Raw genomic sequence first — 18934 nt, forward strand, 5'->3', positions numbered from 1 at the left:
ACCCTACTACTTTTTTGTGATCTATATCAAATCATCATTAGAATGAAAAAGTACCGTAAAAAATCACCGCACTTTTGATGATTTTTTATAGAGAAATCTGCATAATAGACTGAAATTGTTAGAAAAGGTTAAATGATCTATGTCTCAAGGTAATCTTTATATTTTGTCTGCACCAAGTGGCGCAGGAAAATCTTCATTAATTTCTGCGTTATTGGCATCAGATAGTTCAACTCAAAAAATGGTTTCTGTGTCACATACGACCCGTGCTCCACGCCCTGGTGAAGTTGAAGGCGTACACTATTATTTTGTATCAAAAGAAGAGTTTGAATCACTCATTGAGCAAGATTTATTTCTAGAATATGCCAAAGTTTTTGGTGGAAATTATTATGGAACCTCTTTACCTGCGATTGAAGAAAATTTAGCAAAAGGCATTGATGTATTTTTAGATATTGATTGGCAAGGAGCTCAACAAATCCGTAAAAAAGTGCCTTCAGTAAAAAGCATTTTTATTTTACCGCCTTCATTGCCTGAATTAGAACGTCGTTTAATTGGTCGTGGGCAAGATAGTGAAGAGGTTATTGCTGAACGAATGTCAAAAGCGATAAGTGAAATTTCGCATTATGACGAATATGATTATGTTATTGTGAATGATGATTTCGAGAAAGCATTAAAAGATTTGCAAAGTATTTTGCAAGCAGAACGCTTAACCAAAAATTATCAGCAAAAACAAAATGCAATGTTAATTCAACAGCTACTAGCCAAATAAGGCGAAATTGAGTATTATGACGCCCTTTCAATAGAGTAATTTTTGACAAATCGGAGTAAATTATGGCTCGTGTTACTGTGCAAGATGCAGTAGAAAAAATTGGTAACCGTTTTGATTTAATTTTAACGGCTGCGCGTCGTGCAAGACAATTACAACTTAACCAAAGTGCGCCGTTAGTGCCAGAAAATAATGACAAACCAGCAGTTATTGCATTGCGTGAAATCGAAAAAGGTTTGATTAATCAAGATATTATGGATGCAAAAGAGTTCCAAGAAATGGCTAAAGTGCAAGAAACGGAAGAAGCAGCTGTTGCATTAATTACAGAATAATCTTTTAAAAAGTGCGGTAAAAAATAAAGGTATTTTTACCGTGGGTAGGTATACCCACGGTTAATTATGGTTATAGTTGTTCCCCTTTGGGGAACTTAATTTCTACTCCAAAGGGGTAATATTTAGTTAAACTAGGGTATACTTACCCTAGGCGATATTCTGTAACCGCGGGTAGGTATATCCACGGTTAATTATGGTTATAGTTGTTCCCCTTTGGGGAACGTAATTTCTACCCCAAAGGGGTAATATTTAGTTAAGCTAGGGTATACTTACCCTAGACTATATTCTGTAACTGTGGGTAGGTATACCCACGGTTGATCATAGTTATAGTAGTTCTCCTTTGGGGAACTTTTGTCTTACCTAAAGGGTAACATTTCAATTGCCCTAGGCGATATTTTTCAACGATAAGTAGGTCTCCTTTGGAACTGTTTGCGGATTTAGATCGAATTATTCAAGGGTATTTGCCCGCAGATAAAATTGAACTCATCAAGCGTGCGTTTGTGATTGCAAAGGATGCGCACGAAGGGCAATTTCGCTCTAGCGGCGAACCTTATATTACCCATCCAGTGGCGGTAGCCTCCATTATTGCTCAACTACATTTAGATCACGAAGCGGTAATGGCTGCGCTTTTGCACGATGTTATTGAGGATACACCTTATACGGAAGAACAATTGAAAGAAGAGTTCGGTACCAGTGTGGCTGAAATTGTAGATGGTGTATCAAAACTCGATAAGTTGAAATTTCGTACTCGCCAAGAGGCACAAGTCGAGAATTTTCGCAAAATGATTTTGGCGATGACGCGTGATATTCGCGTTGTGTTAATCAAGCTTGCTGACCGCACGCATAATATGCGCACGCTTGGTGCGTTACGACCAGATAAACGCCGCCGTATTGCGAAAGAAACGCTTGAAATCTATTGTCCGCTTGCTCATCGTTTAGGTATTGAGCATATCAAAAATGAATTAGAAGACTTATCTTTTCAAGCAATGTATCCCCATCGCTATGAAGTGTTGAAAAAACTCATTGATGTGGCGCGGAGTAATCGACAAGACTTAATCGAACGTATTTCACAAGAGATTAAAGTACGGTTAGAAAACGCAGGAATTTTTGCCCGAGTATGGGGGCGTGAAAAACACCTTTACAAAATCTATCAAAAAATGCGCATAAAGGATCAAGAATTCCACTCTATTATGGATATTTATACGTTCCGTGTGATTGTAAAAAATGTGGATGATTGTTATCGCGTTTTGGGACAAATGCATAATCTTTATAAGCCACGCCCTGGCAGAGTAAAGGATTATATTGCTGTGCCTAAAGCAAATGGTTATCAATCTTTGCAAACCTCAATGATTGGGCCGAAAGGTGTCCCCGTAGAAGTTCATATCCATACTGAGGATATGGAACAAGTCGCCGAAATGGGCATTACTGCACATTGGGTTTATAAAGAAAATGGTAAAAACGACAGTACAACCGCACAAATTCGTACACAACGCTGGCTGCAAAGTTTGGTCGAAATTCAACAAAGTGTAGGTAATTCGTTTGAGTTTATTGAGAATGTAAAATCAGAGTTTTTTCCTAAAGAGATTTATGTTTTTACCCCAAAAGGTCGAATTGTTGAGTTGCCAATGGGCGCAACGGCAGTGGATTTCGCTTATGCCGTACATTCAGATGTGGGGAATACTTGTGTTGGCGTGACTGTTGAGCATAAACCTTATCCGCTTTCACAAGCTCTTAAGTCTGGTCAAACGGTAAATATCATCACCGATCCAAATGCGTATCCTAAAGCAGCGTGGTTAAATTTTGTGGTAACAGCTCGTGCGAAAACACGGATTCGTCATTATCTTAAACAACGCTGTGAAGAAGATGCCGTGAAATTAGGCGAAGTAGAGCTTAATGTAGCATTACAGCCTCATAATTTAGGCGATTTTTCTATTCAACAAATTAGCACTGTATTAGATGCTTTAGCACTTTCTTCTTTAGATGAATTATTACGAGAAATTGGTTTAGGTAATCAGTCTGCCACCGTAATTGCGCATCAATTTGTGGGCGTTCCTCTTGAAGTTGTGGAAACAAAGAATCTTGAATTTGAGACAAAAACGCTCACTATTACACCAATGCAAGTGGGTAAAACCCAATTTGCTCAATGTTGCCATCCAATCCCGGGCGATCCTATTGTGGGATGTCGTACACAAGAAAACACAGTTATGGTACACCATCAACATTGTGCTAATTTAAAAAATGCTCGTCGCCAGTCCTTGGCTCAATGGGATAATGCTCAAAGTGCGGTAAGTTTTGAGGCAGAATTGCAAATTGAAATATTGAACGAACAAAATGCCTTGTTGAGTTTAATGACCGCAATTTCTGCGAGCGAAAGCAGCCTCCAAAATATTTGGACGGAAGAATTAGAGAGCAATTTATTGCTTGTGATTTTGCAAGTTTGTGTAAAAGATATTAAACACCTTGCCAATATTGTTCATCGTATTAAAGGCATTACTGGCGTTGTTAATGTCAAACGTAATATTAACGAGCTATGAACCTTGAGCTTCTCGATGCCGTCCCTTTGACCAGCCTCTCTGGTGTTGGGGCTGCCATTTCTAATAAATTGGCTAAAATCGGCATTCATAACCTGCAAGATTTACTCTTTCATTTACCTATTCGCTATGAAGATCGTACGCGAATTACGCCAATCGCTAATCTTCGCCCCGAACAATATTTTACCATTGAAGGAATTGTACAAACCTGTGAAGTCGCTTTTGGTCGCCGTCCGATTTTATCGGTCAGTTTGTCAGACGGTACATCGAAAATTATATTACGTTTTTTCAATTTTAATGCGGGGATGCGTAATAGTTTTCAAGTAGGAGTGCGAGTAAAGGCTTTTGGCGAAGTGAAACGTGGTCGCCATATGCCAGAAATTCATCATCCAGAATATCAAATTGTGCGAGATAACGCGCCTATTGTATTGGAAGAAACACTAACGCCGATTTATTCCACGACGGAAGGGCTAAAACAAAATTCATTACGAAAATTAACGGATCAGGCTTTGGCATTACTCGACAAAGTTCAGATTGCAGAAATTTTGCCTAATGAATTTAACCCACATCAATATAGCTTAAAAGAAGCATTGCGATTATTGCATCGTCCGCCGCCAGACATTTCATTAGAAATGTTAGAGCAAGGTAAGCATCCTGCACAACAACGATTAATTTTTGAAGAATTATTGGCGCATAATCTTGCTATGCAAAAAGTGCGGTTAGGAACGCAGCAATTTTCTGCTTTACCGCTACATTATCAAACAGATTTGAAACAGCGATTTTTAGCCACTTTGCCATTTCAACCCACTAATGCGCAAAAGCGAGTCGTGTCGGATATTGAACAAGATCTTATCAAAGATTATCCGATGATGCGCTTAGTGCAAGGGGATGTCGGCTCGGGAAAAACATTGGTTGCCGCATTGTCTGCTTTAACGGCAATTGATAACGGCAAACAAGTCGCCTTAATGGCGCCAACAGAAATATTAGCAGAACAGCATGCGAATAATTTTCGACGTTGGTTTGAGCCTTTCGGTATTGAAGTTGGTTGGTTGGCCAGTAAAGTAAAAGGAAAATCAAGACAAGCAGAGCTTGAAAAAATTAAAACTGGTGCGGTGCAAATGGTAGTGGGGACGCACGCTTTATTCCAAGAAGAAGTCGAGTTTTCTGACTTGGCATTAGTGATTATTGATGAACAACATCGTTTTGGCGTGCATCAACGATTAATGTTGCGTGAGAAAGGCGAAAAAGTAGGATTTTATCCCCATCAGTTAATTATGACGGCCACGCCGATACCAAGAACGTTGGCAATGACCGTCTATGCAGATTTGGATACATCAATTATTGATGAATTGCCTCCAGGCCGTACGCCGATAACAACCGTAGTGGTTTCTGAAGAACGTCGCGCTGAAATTGTGATGCGTGTAAAAAACGCTTGTGTTAATGAAAAACGTCAAGCCTATTGGGTGTGTACGTTAATTGATGAATCAGAGGTTTTAGAAGCTCAAGCTGCCGAAGCGATTTGGGAAGATTTAACGAAAGCATTACCTATGTTAAATATTGGTTTAGTTCACGGGAGAATGAAACCACAAGAAAAACAAGATGTTATGATGCGTTTTAAAAATGCAGAATTGGATTTATTGGTCGCGACGACAGTAATCGAAGTGGGTGTTGATGTTCCGAATGCGAGTTTGATGATTATCGAAAATGCAGAGCGTTTAGGTTTATCACAACTTCATCAGTTACGAGGGCGAGTGGGGCGAGGCAGCACGGCTTCTTTTTGTGTATTGATGTATAAGCCCCCACTAGGTAAAGTTTCGCAAAAACGTTTGCAAGTGCTAAGAGATAGCCAAGATGGGTTTGTTATTTCGGAAAAAGACTTAGAAATTCGCGGACCAGGTGAAGTGCTTGGAACGAAACAAACGGGCATCGCTGAATTGCGAGTAGCAAATTTAATGCGAGATAGAAAAATGATACCAACGGTGCAATTTTATGCGAAATCACTTATCCAAAAATACCCAGATTTAGCAGAAAGTCTGATTCGCCGTTGGTTAAATAATAAAGAGATTTACTCGAACGCTTAAAAGTGCGGTCCAATTTTCAAAGAGTTTTAAATGGATAAAAAAGAAAAACGCCCCACTGTACTTTTTTTTGACTCTGGAGTGGGTGGGTTTAGCGTATATCGTGAAGCCAAAAAATTATTACCAAATTGGCACTATCTCTATTGCTTTGATAATGCTGGCTTCCCTTATTCAGAACGTGAAGAAGAAAGTATCATTCATCGTACTTTAGCGATTTGCCAACTGATCAATCAACGTTATCCATTAGATGCAATTGTGATTGCTTGCAATACAGCGAGTACTGTTGTGCTTCCACCGTTGCGTGCCAATTTTGACATTCCTATTATTGGCACTGTACCAGCGATTAAACCTGCATCAGAGATGACAAAGACAAAACATATTGGTTTATTGGCGACGAAAGGGACTGTAAAGCGTCATTATGTCGATGATTTAATTGATAAATTTGCGCAAGATTGTGTTGTGGAGAGATTGGGATCAACAAAATTAGTCGAAATTGCGGAGCAAAAAATTCGTGGTCATTCCATTGATCTAATTAGCTTAAAAGATGAATTATCTCCGTGGGCAAATATGGCAGATTTGGATACATTAGTTTTAGGCTGCACCCATTTCCCATTAATCAGAGATGAAATTCAGTTATGCTTGCCACAAGTTAAATATTTTATGGATCCGAGCGCAGCGATTGCTAAACGGATAAAATATTTACTCAATGATAAAAGTCTACAAGCGCAAAATGAAAAATATAATCAAATGTTTTGCACCGCACATTTTCCCGAAGAAGATCAATTCAAAAAATCTTTACATCTATGGGGATTTGAATTTTTGGAAGTAATCAAAATAGATTAAAAGTTAATAGATTAATGGTGTGATATTGATAAATTCACAATTTTTCCTAATTTCATAGGTAATTTTCTATCCAGATCTTTTCTATATGTCACTTTTTTAAAATAAATTGTGATCTAGTTCTCAAAATAATTATGATTTTTATTTAATTTGTTAAAATAGTGTTACAATACCTATCGGGTTTCTCACTATTTTATTTAATAAGAGGTAAAAATGATTATTTCATCAGCTAGCGATTATCGTGAAGCGGCACGCCGCCGTGTTCCTCCCTTTATGTTCCACTATGCCGATGGCGGTTCTTATGCCGAGCAAACACTTGCGCGTAATGTGAGTGATTTGGAAAATATTGCTTTAAGACAACGTGTCTTAAAAGATATGTCTGAATTGGATACCAGTATAGAATTATTCGGCGAAAAACTTTCAATGCCAACTATTCTTGCACCAGTTGGGGCGTGCGGAATGTATGCGCGCCGAGGGGAAGTGCAAGCAGCGCAAGCGGCAGATAACAAAGGCGTGCCATTTACCCTTTCAACCGTGTCAATCTGCCCGATTGAGGAAGTTGCGCCAGCGATTAAACGCCCGATGTGGTTCCAGCTTTATGTATTAAAAGATCGTGGCTTTATGAAAAATGCTCTTGAGCGTGCGAAGGCTGCGGGCTGTTCAACCTTGGTGTTCACCGTAGATATGCCAACACCAGGTGCGCGTTATCGTGATATGCACTCAGGAATGAGTGGTCCTTACAAAGAAATTCGCCGTGTTTTGCAAGGCTTTACGCATCCATTCTGGGCATATGATGTAGGTATTAAAGGAAAACCACACACTTTGGGCAATGTTTCTAATTATATGGGTAGACAAATTGGCTTAGATGACTATATTGGTTGGCTCACAGAGAATTTCGATCCGTCGATTTCGTGGAAAGATTTAGAATGGATTCGCGAGTTTTGGGAAGGTCCGATGGTGATCAAAGGGATTCTTGATCCTGAAGATGCAAAAGATGCGGTGCGTTTCGGGGCTGATGGTATTGTGGTGTCAAACCACGGTGGTCGTCAGTTAGATGGCGTGCTTTCAAGTGCAAAAGCGTTACCACCGATTGCTGATGCAGTGAAAGGGGATATTAAAATTATTGCCGATTCAGGCATTCGCAATGGTTTAGATGTAGTCCGTATGTTGGCATTAGGAGCAGACGCAACAATGTTAGGTCGAGCATTTGTTTATGCTTTAGGGGCAGCAGGTCGCCAAGGTGTTGAAAATATGCTAGACATTTTCAAAAAAGAGATGCGTGTAGCGATGACATTAACTAGCAATCGTACCATTGCTGATATTAAACCAGAGGCTTTAGTTGATCTAAGTAAACTTTAATTTATAAATTGAGATCAAAAATCAACCGTTTGTTGGCGGAATTATGTATTTTGCGTATGTATTTTCAACAAACGGTCGAGTTTTTCAAAAATTGTTGTAAAAAGTACTTGCAAGGGTTTTTAAAATCCCTATAATGCACCGCACACAACGACGCACTGTTGTGAAGTTTTTAAGTTTCCACGTGCGTCGTTCTTTTTTGCTCTTTAACAATATATCAGACAATCTGTGTGGGCACTTGTTGATTGACTTGTTTTAAAAATATTTTTTAATTTTGAAGTCTTAATAGGTGCTTAACTGAAAATTCATAATTACTTTTTTAAGTAGTGTTTTATTTATAGCTAAGTAGTTTATTGAGCGATTGAACTTGAATTGAAGAGTTTGATCATGGCTCAGATTGAACGCTGGCGGCAGGCTTAACACATGCAAGTCGAACGGTAGCAGGAGAAAGCTTGCTTTCTTGCTGACGAGTGGCGGACGGGTGAGTAATGCTTGGGAATCTGGCTTATGGAGGGGGATAACGACGGGAAACTGTCGCTAATACCGCGTAGTGTCGAGAGACGAAAGGGTGGGACTTTTAGCCACCTGCCATAGGATGAGCCCAAGTGGGATTAGGTAGTTGGTGGGGTAAAGGCTCACCAAGCCTGCGATCTCTAGCTGGTCTGAGAGGATGACCAGCCACACTGGAACTGAGACACGGTCCAGACTCCTACGGGAGGCAGCAGTGGGGAATATTGCGCAATGGGGGAACCCTGACGCAGCCATGCCGCGTGAATGAAGAAGGCCTTCGGGTTGTAAAGTTCTTTCGGTATTGAGGAAGGTTGATGTGTTAATAGTACATCAAATTGACGTTAAATACAGAAGAAGCACCGGCTAACTCCGTGCCAGCAGCCGCGGTAATACGGAGGGTGCGAGCGTTAATCGGAATAACTGGGCGTAAAGGGCACGCAGGCGGTTATTTAAGTGAGGTGTGAAAGCCCCGGGCTTAACCTGGGAATTGCATTTCAGACTGGGTAACTAGAGTACTTTAGGGAGGGGTAGAATTCCACGTGTAGCGGTGAAATGCGTAGAGATGTGGAGGAATACCGAAGGCGAAGGCAGCCCCTTGGGAATGTACTGACGCTCATGTGCGAAAGCGTGGGGAGCAAACAGGATTAGATACCCTGGTAGTCCACGCTGTAAACGCTGTCGATTTGGGGGTTGGGGTTTAACTCTGGCGCCCGTAGCTAACGTGATAAATCGACCGCCTGGGGAGTACGGCCGCAAGGTTAAAACTCAAATGAATTGACGGGGGCCCGCACAAGCGGTGGAGCATGTGGTTTAATTCGATGCAACGCGAAGAACCTTACCTACTCTTGACATCCTAAGAAGTTTGCAGAGATGCGAATGTGCCTTCGGGAACTTAGAGACAGGTGCTGCATGGCTGTCGTCAGCTCGTGTTGTGAAATGTTGGGTTAAGTCCCGCAACGAGCGCAACCCTTATCCTTTGTTGCCAGCGATACGGTCGGGAACTCAAAGGAGACTGCCAGTGATAAACTGGAGGAAGGTGGGGATGACGTCAAGTCATCATGGCCCTTACGAGTAGGGCTACACACGTGCTACAATGGCGTATACAGAGGGAAGCGAAGCTGCGAGGTGGAGCGATCTCATAAAGTACGTCTAAGTCCGGATTGGAGTCTGCAACTCGACTCCATGAAGTCGGAATCGCTAGTAATCGCGAATCAGAATGTCGCGGTGAATACGTTCCCGGGCCTTGTACACACCGCCCGTCACACCATGGGAGTGGGTTGTACCAGAAGTAGATAGCTTAACCTTTAGGAGGGCGTTTACCACGGTATGATTCATGACTGGGGTGAAGTCGTAACAAGGTAACCGTAGGGGAACCTGCGGTTGGATCACCTCCTTACAGAAGACGAGAGACAGCGAGTGCTCACACAGATTGGCTGATAGTTGTAGACAAGATTAAAAGCGAAGCGAAAGTAACGTTGAAAATAAACGTTAAAAGATAAAAAGAAGATAGAGTATCTTTAATTGATGTCCCCATCGTCTAGAGGCCTAGGACATCGCCCTTTCACGGCGGTAACCGGGGTTCGAATCCCCGTGGGGACGCCAATTAAAGATAACTTTGTTAGATTATCTTGTTGTTCTTTAAAAAATTGGAAACAAGCTGAAAACAAGAGATTTTCGAGAGAAAGTCTGAGTAGGCAAGACAGGAAAGTGAGAGGAGGGAACTGAGAAGGAAACTCTAAAAACAAAACCTGTTTTGCATAAAATCTTGATTGAACAAAAGCAATCAAGTGTTTAGTTGAATGAAAATACGCATCAAATTGACCGTACTTTGAAGTGAAAACTTAAAGTGATTGAAAACATTTGAGGTTGTATAGTTAAGTGACTAAGCGTACAAGGTGGATGCCTTGGCAATCAGAGGCGAAGAAGGACGTGCTAATCTGCGAAAAGCTTGGATGAGTCGATAAGAGGCGTTTAATCCAAGATATCCGAATGGGGAAACCCAGTAGATGAAGAATCTACTATCAACAAGTGAATACATAGTTTGTTGAGGCAAACCGGGAGAACTGAAACATCTAAGTACCCCGAGGAAAAGAAATCAACCGAGATTTCGTCAGTAGCGGCGAGCGAAAGCGAAAGAGCCAGTAAGTGATAACAGTATGGTTAGGAGAATGTGTTGGGAAGCACAATCAAAGAGGGTGATAATCCCGTATCTAAAAACCATATTGTGGTACTAAGCTAACGAGAAGTAGGGCGGGACACGTGATATCCTGTTTGAAGAAGGGGGACCATCCTCCAAGGCTAAATACTCCTGATTGACCGATAGTGAACCAGTACTGTGAAGGAAAGGCGAAAAGAACCCCGGTGAGGGGAGTGAAATAGAACCTGAAACCTTGTACGTACAAGCAGTGGGAGCCCGAAAGGGTGACTGCGTACCTTTTGTATAATGGGTCAGCGACTTATATTTTGTAGCGAGGTTAACCGAATAGGGGAGCCGAAGGGAAACCGAGTCTTAACTGGGCGAATAGTTGCAAGGTATAGACCCGAAACCCGGTGATCTAGCCATGGGCAGGTTGAAGGTTGGGTAACACTAACTGGAGGACCGAACCGACTAATGTTGAAAAATTAGCGGATGACTTGTGGCTGGGGGTGAAAGGCCAATCAAACCGGGAGATAGCTGGTTCTCCCCGAAATCTATTTAGGTAGAGCCTTGAGGTGACACCTTTGGGGGTAGAGCACTGTTTCGGCTAGGGGTCCATCCCGGATTACCAACCCGATGCAAACTACGAATACCAAAGAGTGATACTCAGGAGACACACGGCGGGTGCTAACGTCCGTCGTGGAGAGGGAAACAACCCAGACCGCCAGCTAAGGTCCCCAAGTCTATATTAAGTGGGAAACGAAGTGGGAAGGCTTAGACAGCTAGGATGTTGGCTTAGAAGCAGCCATCATTTAAAGAAAGCGTAATAGCTCACTAGTCGAGTCGGCCTGCGCGGAAGATGTAACGGGGCTGAAATATAGCACCGAAGCTGCGGCATCAGGCGAAAGTCTGTTGGGTAGGGGAGCGTTCTGTAAGCGGATGAAGGTTAATCGAGAGGTTAGCTGGACGTATCAGAAGTGCGAATGCTGACATAAGTAACGATAAAACGGGTGAAAAACCCGTTCGCCGGAAGACCAAGGGTTCCTGTCCAACGTTAATCGGGGCAGGGTGAGTCGGCCCCTAAGGCGAGGCTGAAAAGCGTAGTCGATGGGAAACAGGTTAATATTCCTGTACTTGGTAAAGCTGCGATGTGGGGACGGAGTAGGTTAGGTTATCGCACTGTTGGATATGTGCGTTTAAGTTGGTAGGTGGGAAGTTTAGGCAAATCCGGGCTTCTATTAAACACTGAGAGATGATGACGAGGCTCTACGGAGCTGAAGTAACTGATACCACACTTCCAGGAAAAGCCACTAAGCGACAGGCTTTACTAAACCGTACTGAAAACCGACACAGGTGGTCAGGTAGAGAATACTCAGGCGCTTGAGAGAACTCGGGTGAAGGAACTAGGCAAAATAGCACCGTAACTTCGGGAGAAGGTGCGCCGGCGTAGATTGTAGAGATTTACTCTCGAAGGTTGAACCGGTCGAAGTGACCCGCTGGCTGCAACTGTTTATTAAAAACACAGCACTCTGCAAACACGAAAGTGGAGGTATAGGGTGTGATGCCTGCCCGGTGCTGGAAGGTTAATTGATGGTGTAATCGAAAGAGAAGCACCTGATCGAAGCCCCAGTAAACGGCGGCCGTAACTATAACGGTCCTAAGGTAGCGAAATTCCTTGTCGGGTAAGTTCCGACCTGCACGAATGGCATAATGATGGCCAGGCTGTCTCCACCCGAGACTCAGTGAAATTGAAATCGCCGTGAAGATGCGGTGTACCCGCGGCTAGACGGAAAGACCCCGTGAACCTTTACTATAGCTTGACACTGAACATTGAATTTTGATGTGTAGGATAGGTGGGAGACTAAGAAGTAGTCACGCCAGTGATTATGGAGTCATCCTTGAAATACCACCCTTTAACGTTTGATGTTCTAACGAAGATTGCGGAACGCGGTCTCGGACAGTGTCTGGTGGGTAGTTTGACTGGGGCGGTCTCCTCCCAAAGCGTAACGGAGGAGCACGAAGGTTTGCTAATCACGGTCGGACATCGTGAGGTTAGTGCAATGGTATAAGCAAGCTTAACTGCGAGACAGACAAGTCGAGCAGGTACGAAAGTAGGTCATAGTGATCCGGTGGTTCTGAATGGAAGGGCCATCGCTCAACGGATAAAAGGTACTCCGGGGATAACAGGCTGATACCGCCCAAGAGTTCATATCGACGGCGGTGTTTGGCACCTCGATGTCGGCTCATCACATCCTGGGGCTGAAGTAGGTCCCAAGGGTATGGCTGTTCGCCATTTAAAGTGGTACGCGAGCTGGGTTTAGAACGTCGTGAGACAGTTCGGTCCCTATCTGCCGTGGGCGTAGGAGAATTGGTTGGGGCTGCTCCTAGTACGAGAGGACCGGAGTGGACGCACCACTGGTGTTCCGGTTGTGTCGCCAGACGCATTGCCGGGTAGCTAAGTGCGGAAGAGATAAGTGCTGAAAGCATCTAAGCACGAAACTTGCCAAGAGATGAGTTCTCCCTGTCTTTAAGACAGTAAGGGTTGTTTAAGACGAAGACGTAGATAGGTCTGGTGTGTAAGTGATGTGAGTCATTGAGCTAACAGATACTAATTGCCCGAGAGGCTTAACTATACAACGCTCAAGTGTTTTTGAGAAAAGAGCGAAAGAGAAGAGTAGACAAACAACTTAAATATAGAAGACTTAATAGAAAGGAAAAATAGAAAGAAAATCGAGTTCAGCTTGTTGCCGATAAGAAGAAGAGAGACGAAAAGCGAAAAAAGTGAAGTCGTAAAAGAGAAGAAACAAAGAGAGAAGTTATTAAAGAATTATCCCGGCGGCGATAGTGCGGTGGAACCACCTGAGACCATACCGAACTCAGAAGTGAAACGCTGTAATGCCGATGGTAGTGTGGGGTTTCCCCATGTGAGAGTAGGGCACCGCCGGGTTATCAAATAAAAATCTAAATCACATAAAAAAAGAAGAACCCCAGTTGAAAAGCTGGGGTTTTTGTTTTTTACAAATAGATATACCTGAAAAGATTTTTCAAAACCCTATTTCTTTTTTACCCATGTCCTTTGTATCCTTCCCATTTTTATCATTCTAATCAGAACAAAAATAAAGTATTTTTCACTTTAGTATACTAAAGTCCTTAGATATTGACATATCTAAGGAAACATACTGCTAAGAAACAATTTAACTTTGGAGAGGTTTAGAATGGAAACGTCATACGAATTATTGAATCGAGTCGTGCAATCTAAAATTGTGATTTTAAAAGAAGAAGCCCATCTTTCAGACAAAGAACAAAAAGCTAGCGTTTTGTTACATTACACAAAGCGAACGATTGATAAATCTATGAAAAGGATTATTGCTGAAAATCCAGATTATCATATTATTTATCGATGTGAAATCAATGCGGTTATTTTGCATATCAAGGTTAAATAAGGAGAAGTTATGAATAATAATCAAGGATTTGAAAATATTAAAACACAAATGTCTGAGTTTATTTCTCTTAAGAAAGAAATAGGCATAATAGAGTTTATTATTTATAGTACAATTTCCATTTCATTATTCTTTCTTCCTTGGAGTCAATCTTACCCACTGAAACACTATTTATTTGATGGTAATGTTAATTCAGTTATAGTTTGGGGATTGATGATTGTAATGATAGTTTCTGCTATTTGTTTTATTATATTTTCAATGCAACGTTTAAATTCATTAAAATTAAATAGAAATATTGCTTATATATTTCTATTTACCACTCTATTGCTTATGTTGATAAATATAATAAATCCTGCTCTGGGTATTAAAGCTTATTCAGGAGTGTTTAATCATGAATTTTGGAATGGAATATATAAGTTTGTTAGTAATATGACTGATTATTCTGAGATTCCTGCAACTATATTATCTTTTATTTCTACTATCTTGATTCTTCTATTATCCGTTTTAAAAGGTATTGATAAATGATTTTCATATCTCATGTATATCAGAAATGAAACGCTGTAATGCCGATGGTAGTGTGGGGTTTCCCCATGTGAGAGTAGGGCACCGCCGGGTTATCAAATACAAATCTAAATTACATAAAAACAGAAGAACCCCAGTTTAAGGACTGGGGTTTTGTATTTTAACTAAAATAATTATCCAAATAATTAATTTTATTAATTAGCATATTTCTAATTTTAAGGTATTATACTGATTCTCTAATTCTTAATTTTATATGAATATTATTAATGAAACCAACCTTTCTAGAATTTAGACATCTTAAAACTTTATTGGCTTTAAAAGAGACAGGCAGTGTTTCTCTAGCTGCAAAGCACGTATATTTAACCCAATCAGCACTTTCTCACCAAATTAAATTAATAGAAGAACAATTTGGCTTGCCTTTATTTGAGCGTAAAAGTAATCCACTTCGTTTTACTTCAGCGGGAGAGCGTTTAATTCGTCTTGCGAATGAAGTAATGCCGAAAGTGATTGATGCTGAACGTGATCTTGCACGGGTAAAACACGGCGATGCAGGACAATTACGTATAGCGGTGGAATGCCATACTTGTTTTGATTGGTTAATGCCAGCGATGGACGAATTCCGTCAGCATTGGGGGCTAGTAGAATTGGATATTGTATCTGGCTTTCATACGGATCCCGTTGGCTTATTACTTTCCCATCGAGCAGATTGGGCGATAGTATCAGAAGTAGAGCATAATGATGATGTTATTTTTAAACCGCTCTTTTCTTATGAAATGGTTGGAATTTGTTCAAAAAATCATTCTTTAGCAGAAAAAGACATTTGGGAAGCAGAAGATTTTATTGATGAAACTTGGGTAACTTACCCCGTACCTGACGATATGTTAGATCTATGGCGTAAAGTGCTTAAACCAAAAGGCATTAATCCTACTCGCCGTACAACAGAACTTACTATTGCAATGATTCAACTTGTTGCGAGCAAACGCGGTATTGCCACAGCGCCTTATTGGGCGGCCTTGCCTTATTTGGAAAAAGGTTATGTCGTAGCAAGAAAAATCACAAAAAGTGGCTTATACAGCAACTTATATGCCGCGATTCGCAAAGAAGACGAATCCCTTTCTTATTTGGAAGATTTTTATCAAACAGTCAAATCTCAAAGTTTCTCAACTTTACCCGGACTTTCTGTTTTAAATTTATAGACGTAATTAATGGATTTATCTCAACAAAATCAACAGCCTAACCCAATTACTGAAGCGGCTAAGGCTGCTTTTCCCTACAGCGTACCAATGATTGCAGGATTTTTATTTCTTGGCATAGCATATGGTATTTATATGAAAGCACTTGGTTTCGGATTTTTATATCCCACTTTAATGGCTTTACTGATTTATGCGGGTTCTGTTGAATTTATTGCGGCAGGCGCACTTATCGCACCTTTCTCTCCAATCAGCGTATTATTAATTACCTTAATGATTAGTGCCAGACAAATTTTTTATGGCATATCAATGTTAGAAAAATATGGCATACATATAGGAAAAAAACGCTGATATTTAATCACAACACTGGTAGATGAATCTTTTTCCTTAAATTATATGGCAAAAATCCCACCGCACTTAGATAAAGGCTGGTATATGTTTTTTGTGAGCTTATATTTGCATATTTATTGGGTGTTTGGTGCAGTAATGGGTAACTTATTTGGCACTGTTTTACCTTTTAATTTAAAAGGCGTGGAATTTTCAATGACCGCACTATTCTTAGTTATTTTTGCAGAAAATTGGCTAAAAGAAAAATCTCACGAAAGCTCTCTATTAGGTTTAGGCATTGCATTTGCTTTTTTACTTATTATAGGAAAAGAATATTTTTTAATTCCAACATTAATTAGCATTTGGTTAATTTTAACTATGCGAATAGCTAAATTAGAAACAAAATGACACTAACAGAACAAATTATTACCATCGGAATTTGTATAGTCGCGGTACAATTTACACGTTTATTACCATTTTTTGTGTTTCCTGTTAATCGCCCCATTCCACAATATATCCGTTATCTCGGAAAAGTTTTACCTCCAGCAATGTTTGGTATGCTTGTCGTTTATTGCTATAAAAATATTGATATTTTAACTGGCTATCACGGTATTCCTGATTTGCTTGCAGGGATAGTCGTGCTTGGCTTACATTTCTGGAAGAAAAATATGTTTCTATCTATTGCCGTAGGCACACTTTTCTATATGGCTCTTGTTCAACTTATTTTTATATAATTTTCCCTTGCAAACGGTTGCTTCTTTTTCTTATCTTTTCCTTGCATTAAAAATCTTTTATCATAGCCAATGTTTTTATTTTTAATCAAAGAGAACAACATAATGGACTTTAATTTTATTGAGTTTTTAGGTTATATGGCGACTTTTTTTGTTGCTGCATCTTTCTTATTTAAATCTATTGTGCATTTACGCATTGTAAATAGTATCGGCGCGATTTTATTTGTTATTTACAGCTTAATTATCACAGCATATCCCGTTGCATTATTAAATGCGTTTTTAGTTGTGGTAAATATTTATCAACTTTGGCGATTAAAACAAGAAAACCTCTCTAAATAAAAGAAAAGCGTTGAATTAAATTTCAACGCTTTTTTTCTGGAAAAGTGCGGTAGAATTTTACCGCACTTTGTTATTTTAATGCTCCCGCGTTTTATAAAACGCCACATCGGGATAACGTTCTTGGGCTAAATTTAGATTTACCATTGTTGGCGCAATATAGGTTAAATTATCGCCGCCATCTAAGGCTAAATTTTGCTCGTTTTTACGTTTAAATTCTTCAAATTTTTTCCCATCGGCACATTCCACCCAACGAGCTGTGGCAACGTTTACATTTTCATAAATTGCTTCTACGTTATATTCAGTTTTTAGACGAGAAACCACCACATCAAACTGCAACACACCCACAGCACCCACAATTAAATCGTTGTTTAATAATGGACGAAACACTTGCACTGCACCTTCTTCAGAAAGTTGCACCAGGCCTTTTAACAGTTGTTTTTGTTTAAGAGGATCTTTCAAACGAATGCGACGGAATAACTCTGGCGCAAAGTTTGGAATGCCTGTAAATTTCAGCGTTTCGCCTTGCGTGAAAGTATCGCCAATTTGAATGGTACCGTGATTATGCAAACCAATAATATCGCCTGCGTAAGCTTCTTCAGCGTGAGCGCGATCGCCCGCCATAAAAGTAAGCGCATCAGAAATAACCACATCTTTTCCAATGCGGACGTGTTTAAGTTTCATCCCTTTTTCATATTTGCCCGAAACCACACGCATAAACGCCACTCTGTCACGGTGTTTCGGATCCATATTAGCTTGAATTTTAAACACAAAACCACTGAATTTTTCTTCCGCACTTTCCACCGTTCTTGTATCCGCTTGACGAGATTGTGGTTTCGGAGCCCAATGCGTTAAGCCATCAAGGAAATGATCCACCCCAAAATTGCCTAATGCCGTCCCGAAAAATACTGGAGTAAGTTCCCCTTTAATAAACGCATCTTGCTCAAATTCATTACTCGCGCCTTGCACCAATTCTAATTCATCACGAAGCTGTTGTGCCAAATCATCGCCAACAGCAACGTCTAATTCAAGATTATTCAAGCCTTTAACAACACGAACTGCCTGAATGGTTGAACCCTGCCCTGATTGATATAAATAGGTTTCATCTTTTGCAAGATGATAAACGCCCTTAAACAACTTCCCACAGCCAATTGGCCAAGTAATTGGCGCACAACGAATTTTCAACACATTTTCCACCTCGTCCAACAATTCCATCGGATCACGAATATCACGGTCGAGTTTATTCATAAACGTGATAATTGGCGTATCACGTAAACGTGTGACTTCCATCAACTTAATCGTACGTTCCTCCACCCCTTTGGCAGAGTCAATAACCATCAAACAGCTATCCACAGCTGTTAAAGTGCGGTAAGTATCTTCAGAGAAATCTTCGTGTCCGGGGGTATCGAGCAAATTCACTAAACAATCATTATAAGGAAATTGCATCACAGAAGTGGTAATCGAAATTCCACGTTGTTTTTCCATTTCCATCCAGTCAGATTTTGCGTGAGCCGCCGAGCCTTTGCCCTTGACCGAGCCAGCGGTTTGAATTGCATTGCCGTATAAAAGTACTTTTTCAGTAATCGTTGTTTTACCCGCATCAGGGTGGGAAATAATCGCAAAAGTGCGACGTTTATTCACTTCTTGAGGATAAGCCATAATCTTCTCTTATTCATTCAAATTGTATTAAAAAATCGGCGTATTATCCTTGAAAATAGCGTGTTTTGCAAAAACACCTTATATAGAACCCTACAATTTTACAAATTTATAATGGAACACCGCGTGGGTTTTAGCCCACGCGTTTAATTTAAAAATTGGTCGGCTTTGTATAAAAACAAATT

At 40.6% G+C, this 18934-nt stretch carries 12 protein-coding genes, 1 tRNA gene, 3 rRNA genes and 1 pseudogene; 16 read left to right on the forward strand and 1 reads right to left on the reverse strand.

Annotated features, from left to right (window positions below; genetic code table 11):
• Window positions 1–139: 139 nt before the first annotated feature.
• From gmk to ACPT8O_RS05190, 16 genes and pseudogenes are all read left to right on the forward strand, one after another.
• Window positions 140–766, forward strand: a complete 627-nt coding sequence (gene gmk, locus ACPT8O_RS05115; RefSeq protein WP_021035427.1) for a guanylate kinase — start codon at window positions 140–142, stop codon at window positions 764–766.
• Between the two features lie 62 nt (window positions 767–828).
• Window positions 829–1095, forward strand: a complete 267-nt coding sequence (gene rpoZ, locus ACPT8O_RS05120; protein ID WP_021035426.1) for a DNA-directed RNA polymerase subunit omega — start codon at window positions 829–831, stop codon at window positions 1093–1095.
• A 419-nt stretch (window positions 1096–1514) separates the two neighbouring features.
• Window positions 1515–3629, forward strand: a complete 2115-nt coding sequence (spoT, locus tag ACPT8O_RS05125; RefSeq protein WP_021035425.1) for a bifunctional GTP diphosphokinase/guanosine-3',5'-bis pyrophosphate 3'-pyrophosphohydrolase — start codon at window positions 1515–1517, stop codon at window positions 3627–3629.
• Window positions 3626–5707 carry an ATP-dependent DNA helicase RecG gene (recG, locus tag ACPT8O_RS05130; RefSeq protein ID WP_021035424.1) on the forward strand — a complete coding sequence of 694 codons (2082 nt, stop codon included), beginning with the start codon at window positions 3626–3628 and terminating at the stop codon, window positions 5705–5707. Before spoT ends, recG begins: the two co-directional genes overlap by 4 nt.
• Window positions 5708–5737: 30 nt before the next feature.
• Window positions 5738–6547: a glutamate racemase gene (gene murI, locus ACPT8O_RS05135; protein WP_021035423.1), complete on the forward strand. Its 810-nt coding sequence runs from the start codon at window positions 5738–5740 to the stop codon at window positions 6545–6547.
• 210 nt (window positions 6548–6757) lie between these two features.
• A complete protein-coding gene (lldD, locus tag ACPT8O_RS05140) occupies window positions 6758–7903 on the forward strand; it encodes an FMN-dependent L-lactate dehydrogenase LldD (protein WP_021035422.1) in 1146 nt (381 codons plus the stop codon).
• Between the two features lie 366 nt (window positions 7904–8269).
• Window positions 8270–9806 (forward strand): 16S ribosomal RNA (locus tag ACPT8O_RS05145).
• A gap of 130 nt (window positions 9807–9936) precedes the next feature.
• Window positions 9937–10012: transfer RNA gene (locus tag ACPT8O_RS05150), tRNA-Glu, on the forward strand.
• A gap of 270 nt (window positions 10013–10282) precedes the next feature.
• Window positions 10283–13180, forward strand: a 23S ribosomal RNA gene (locus ACPT8O_RS05155).
• A gap of 198 nt (window positions 13181–13378) precedes the next feature.
• Window positions 13379–13494, forward strand: a 5S ribosomal RNA gene (gene rrf / locus ACPT8O_RS05160).
• Together the 16S, 23S and 5S rRNA genes with 1 tRNA gene alongside form the textbook arrangement of a ribosomal RNA operon.
• Window positions 13495–13762: 268 nt before the next feature.
• The gene (locus tag ACPT8O_RS05165; protein WP_021035421.1) at window positions 13763–13990 is read left to right on the forward strand and encodes a hypothetical protein; all 228 of its coding nucleotides are present in this window, start codon (window positions 13763–13765) and stop codon (window positions 13988–13990) included.
• A gap of 9 nt (window positions 13991–13999) precedes the next feature.
• Complete coding sequence (locus tag ACPT8O_RS05170; RefSeq protein WP_041175358.1) at window positions 14000–14512, forward strand: hypothetical protein; 513 nt, start codon at window positions 14000–14002, stop codon at window positions 14510–14512.
• Window positions 14513–14775: 263 nt separating this feature from the next.
• Window positions 14776–15705 (forward strand): LysR family transcriptional regulator, encoded by a 930-nt coding sequence (locus ACPT8O_RS05175; protein ID WP_021035420.1) that lies wholly within the window; start codon window positions 14776–14778, stop codon window positions 15703–15705.
• A gap of 9 nt (window positions 15706–15714) precedes the next feature.
• Window positions 15715–16434, forward strand: a pseudogene (gene azlC / locus ACPT8O_RS05180) (azaleucine resistance protein AzlC).
• Window positions 16431–16760: a branched-chain amino acid transporter permease gene (locus tag ACPT8O_RS05185; RefSeq protein ID WP_005670246.1), complete on the forward strand. Its 330-nt coding sequence runs from the start codon at window positions 16431–16433 to the stop codon at window positions 16758–16760. The pseudogene azlC and the gene ACPT8O_RS05185 overlap by 4 nt, the downstream one beginning before the upstream one ends.
• A 102-nt stretch (window positions 16761–16862) precedes the next feature.
• A complete protein-coding gene (locus tag ACPT8O_RS05190; protein ID WP_005632089.1) occupies window positions 16863–17096 on the forward strand; it encodes a YgjV family protein in 234 nt (77 codons plus the stop codon).
• Between the two features lie 75 nt (window positions 17097–17171).
• On the opposite strand, the gene prfC is transcribed toward ACPT8O_RS05190, so the two are convergent.
• Window positions 17172–18752, reverse strand: coding sequence for a peptide chain release factor 3 (gene prfC, locus ACPT8O_RS05195; protein WP_021035419.1), 1581 nt, complete (start codon window positions 18750–18752; stop codon window positions 17172–17174).
• Window positions 18753–18934: the final 182 nt, after the last annotated feature.

The organism is Haemophilus sp. HN_Hi08, from assembly GCF_049824455.1.
Classification (GTDB): Bacteria; Pseudomonadota; Gammaproteobacteria; order Enterobacterales; family Pasteurellaceae; genus Haemophilus; species Haemophilus influenzae_D.

What these genes read in the sequence shown, in the direction of transcription:
- gmk (WP_021035427.1), top strand. Translation starts at nt 140, where the DNA reads ATGTCTCAAGGTAATCTTTATATTTTGTCTGCACCAAGTGGCGCAGGA.
- rpoZ (WP_021035426.1), top strand. Translation starts at nt 829, where the DNA reads ATGGCTCGTGTTACTGTGCAAGATGCAGTAGAAAAAATTGGTAACCGT.
- recG (WP_021035424.1), top strand. Translation starts at nt 3,626, where the DNA reads ATGAACCTTGAGCTTCTCGATGCCGTCCCTTTGACCAGCCTCTCTGGT.
- murI (WP_021035423.1), top strand. Translation starts at nt 5,738, where the DNA reads ATGGATAAAAAAGAAAAACGCCCCACTGTACTTTTTTTTGACTCTGGA.
- lldD (WP_021035422.1), top strand. Translation starts at nt 6,758, where the DNA reads ATGATTATTTCATCAGCTAGCGATTATCGTGAAGCGGCACGCCGCCGT.
- ACPT8O_RS05165 (WP_021035421.1), top strand. Translation starts at nt 13,763, where the DNA reads ATGGAAACGTCATACGAATTATTGAATCGAGTCGTGCAATCTAAAATT.
- ACPT8O_RS05170 (WP_041175358.1), top strand. Translation starts at nt 14,000, where the DNA reads ATGAATAATAATCAAGGATTTGAAAATATTAAAACACAAATGTCTGAG.
- ACPT8O_RS05175 (WP_021035420.1), top strand. Translation starts at nt 14,776, where the DNA reads ATGAAACCAACCTTTCTAGAATTTAGACATCTTAAAACTTTATTGGCT.
- ACPT8O_RS05185 (WP_005670246.1), top strand. Translation starts at nt 16,431, where the DNA reads ATGACACTAACAGAACAAATTATTACCATCGGAATTTGTATAGTCGCG.
- ACPT8O_RS05190 (WP_005632089.1), top strand. Translation starts at nt 16,863, where the DNA reads ATGGACTTTAATTTTATTGAGTTTTTAGGTTATATGGCGACTTTTTTT.
- prfC (WP_021035419.1), bottom strand. Translation starts at nt 18,752, where the DNA reads ATGGCTTATCCTCAAGAAGTGAATAAACGTCGCACTTTTGCGATTATT.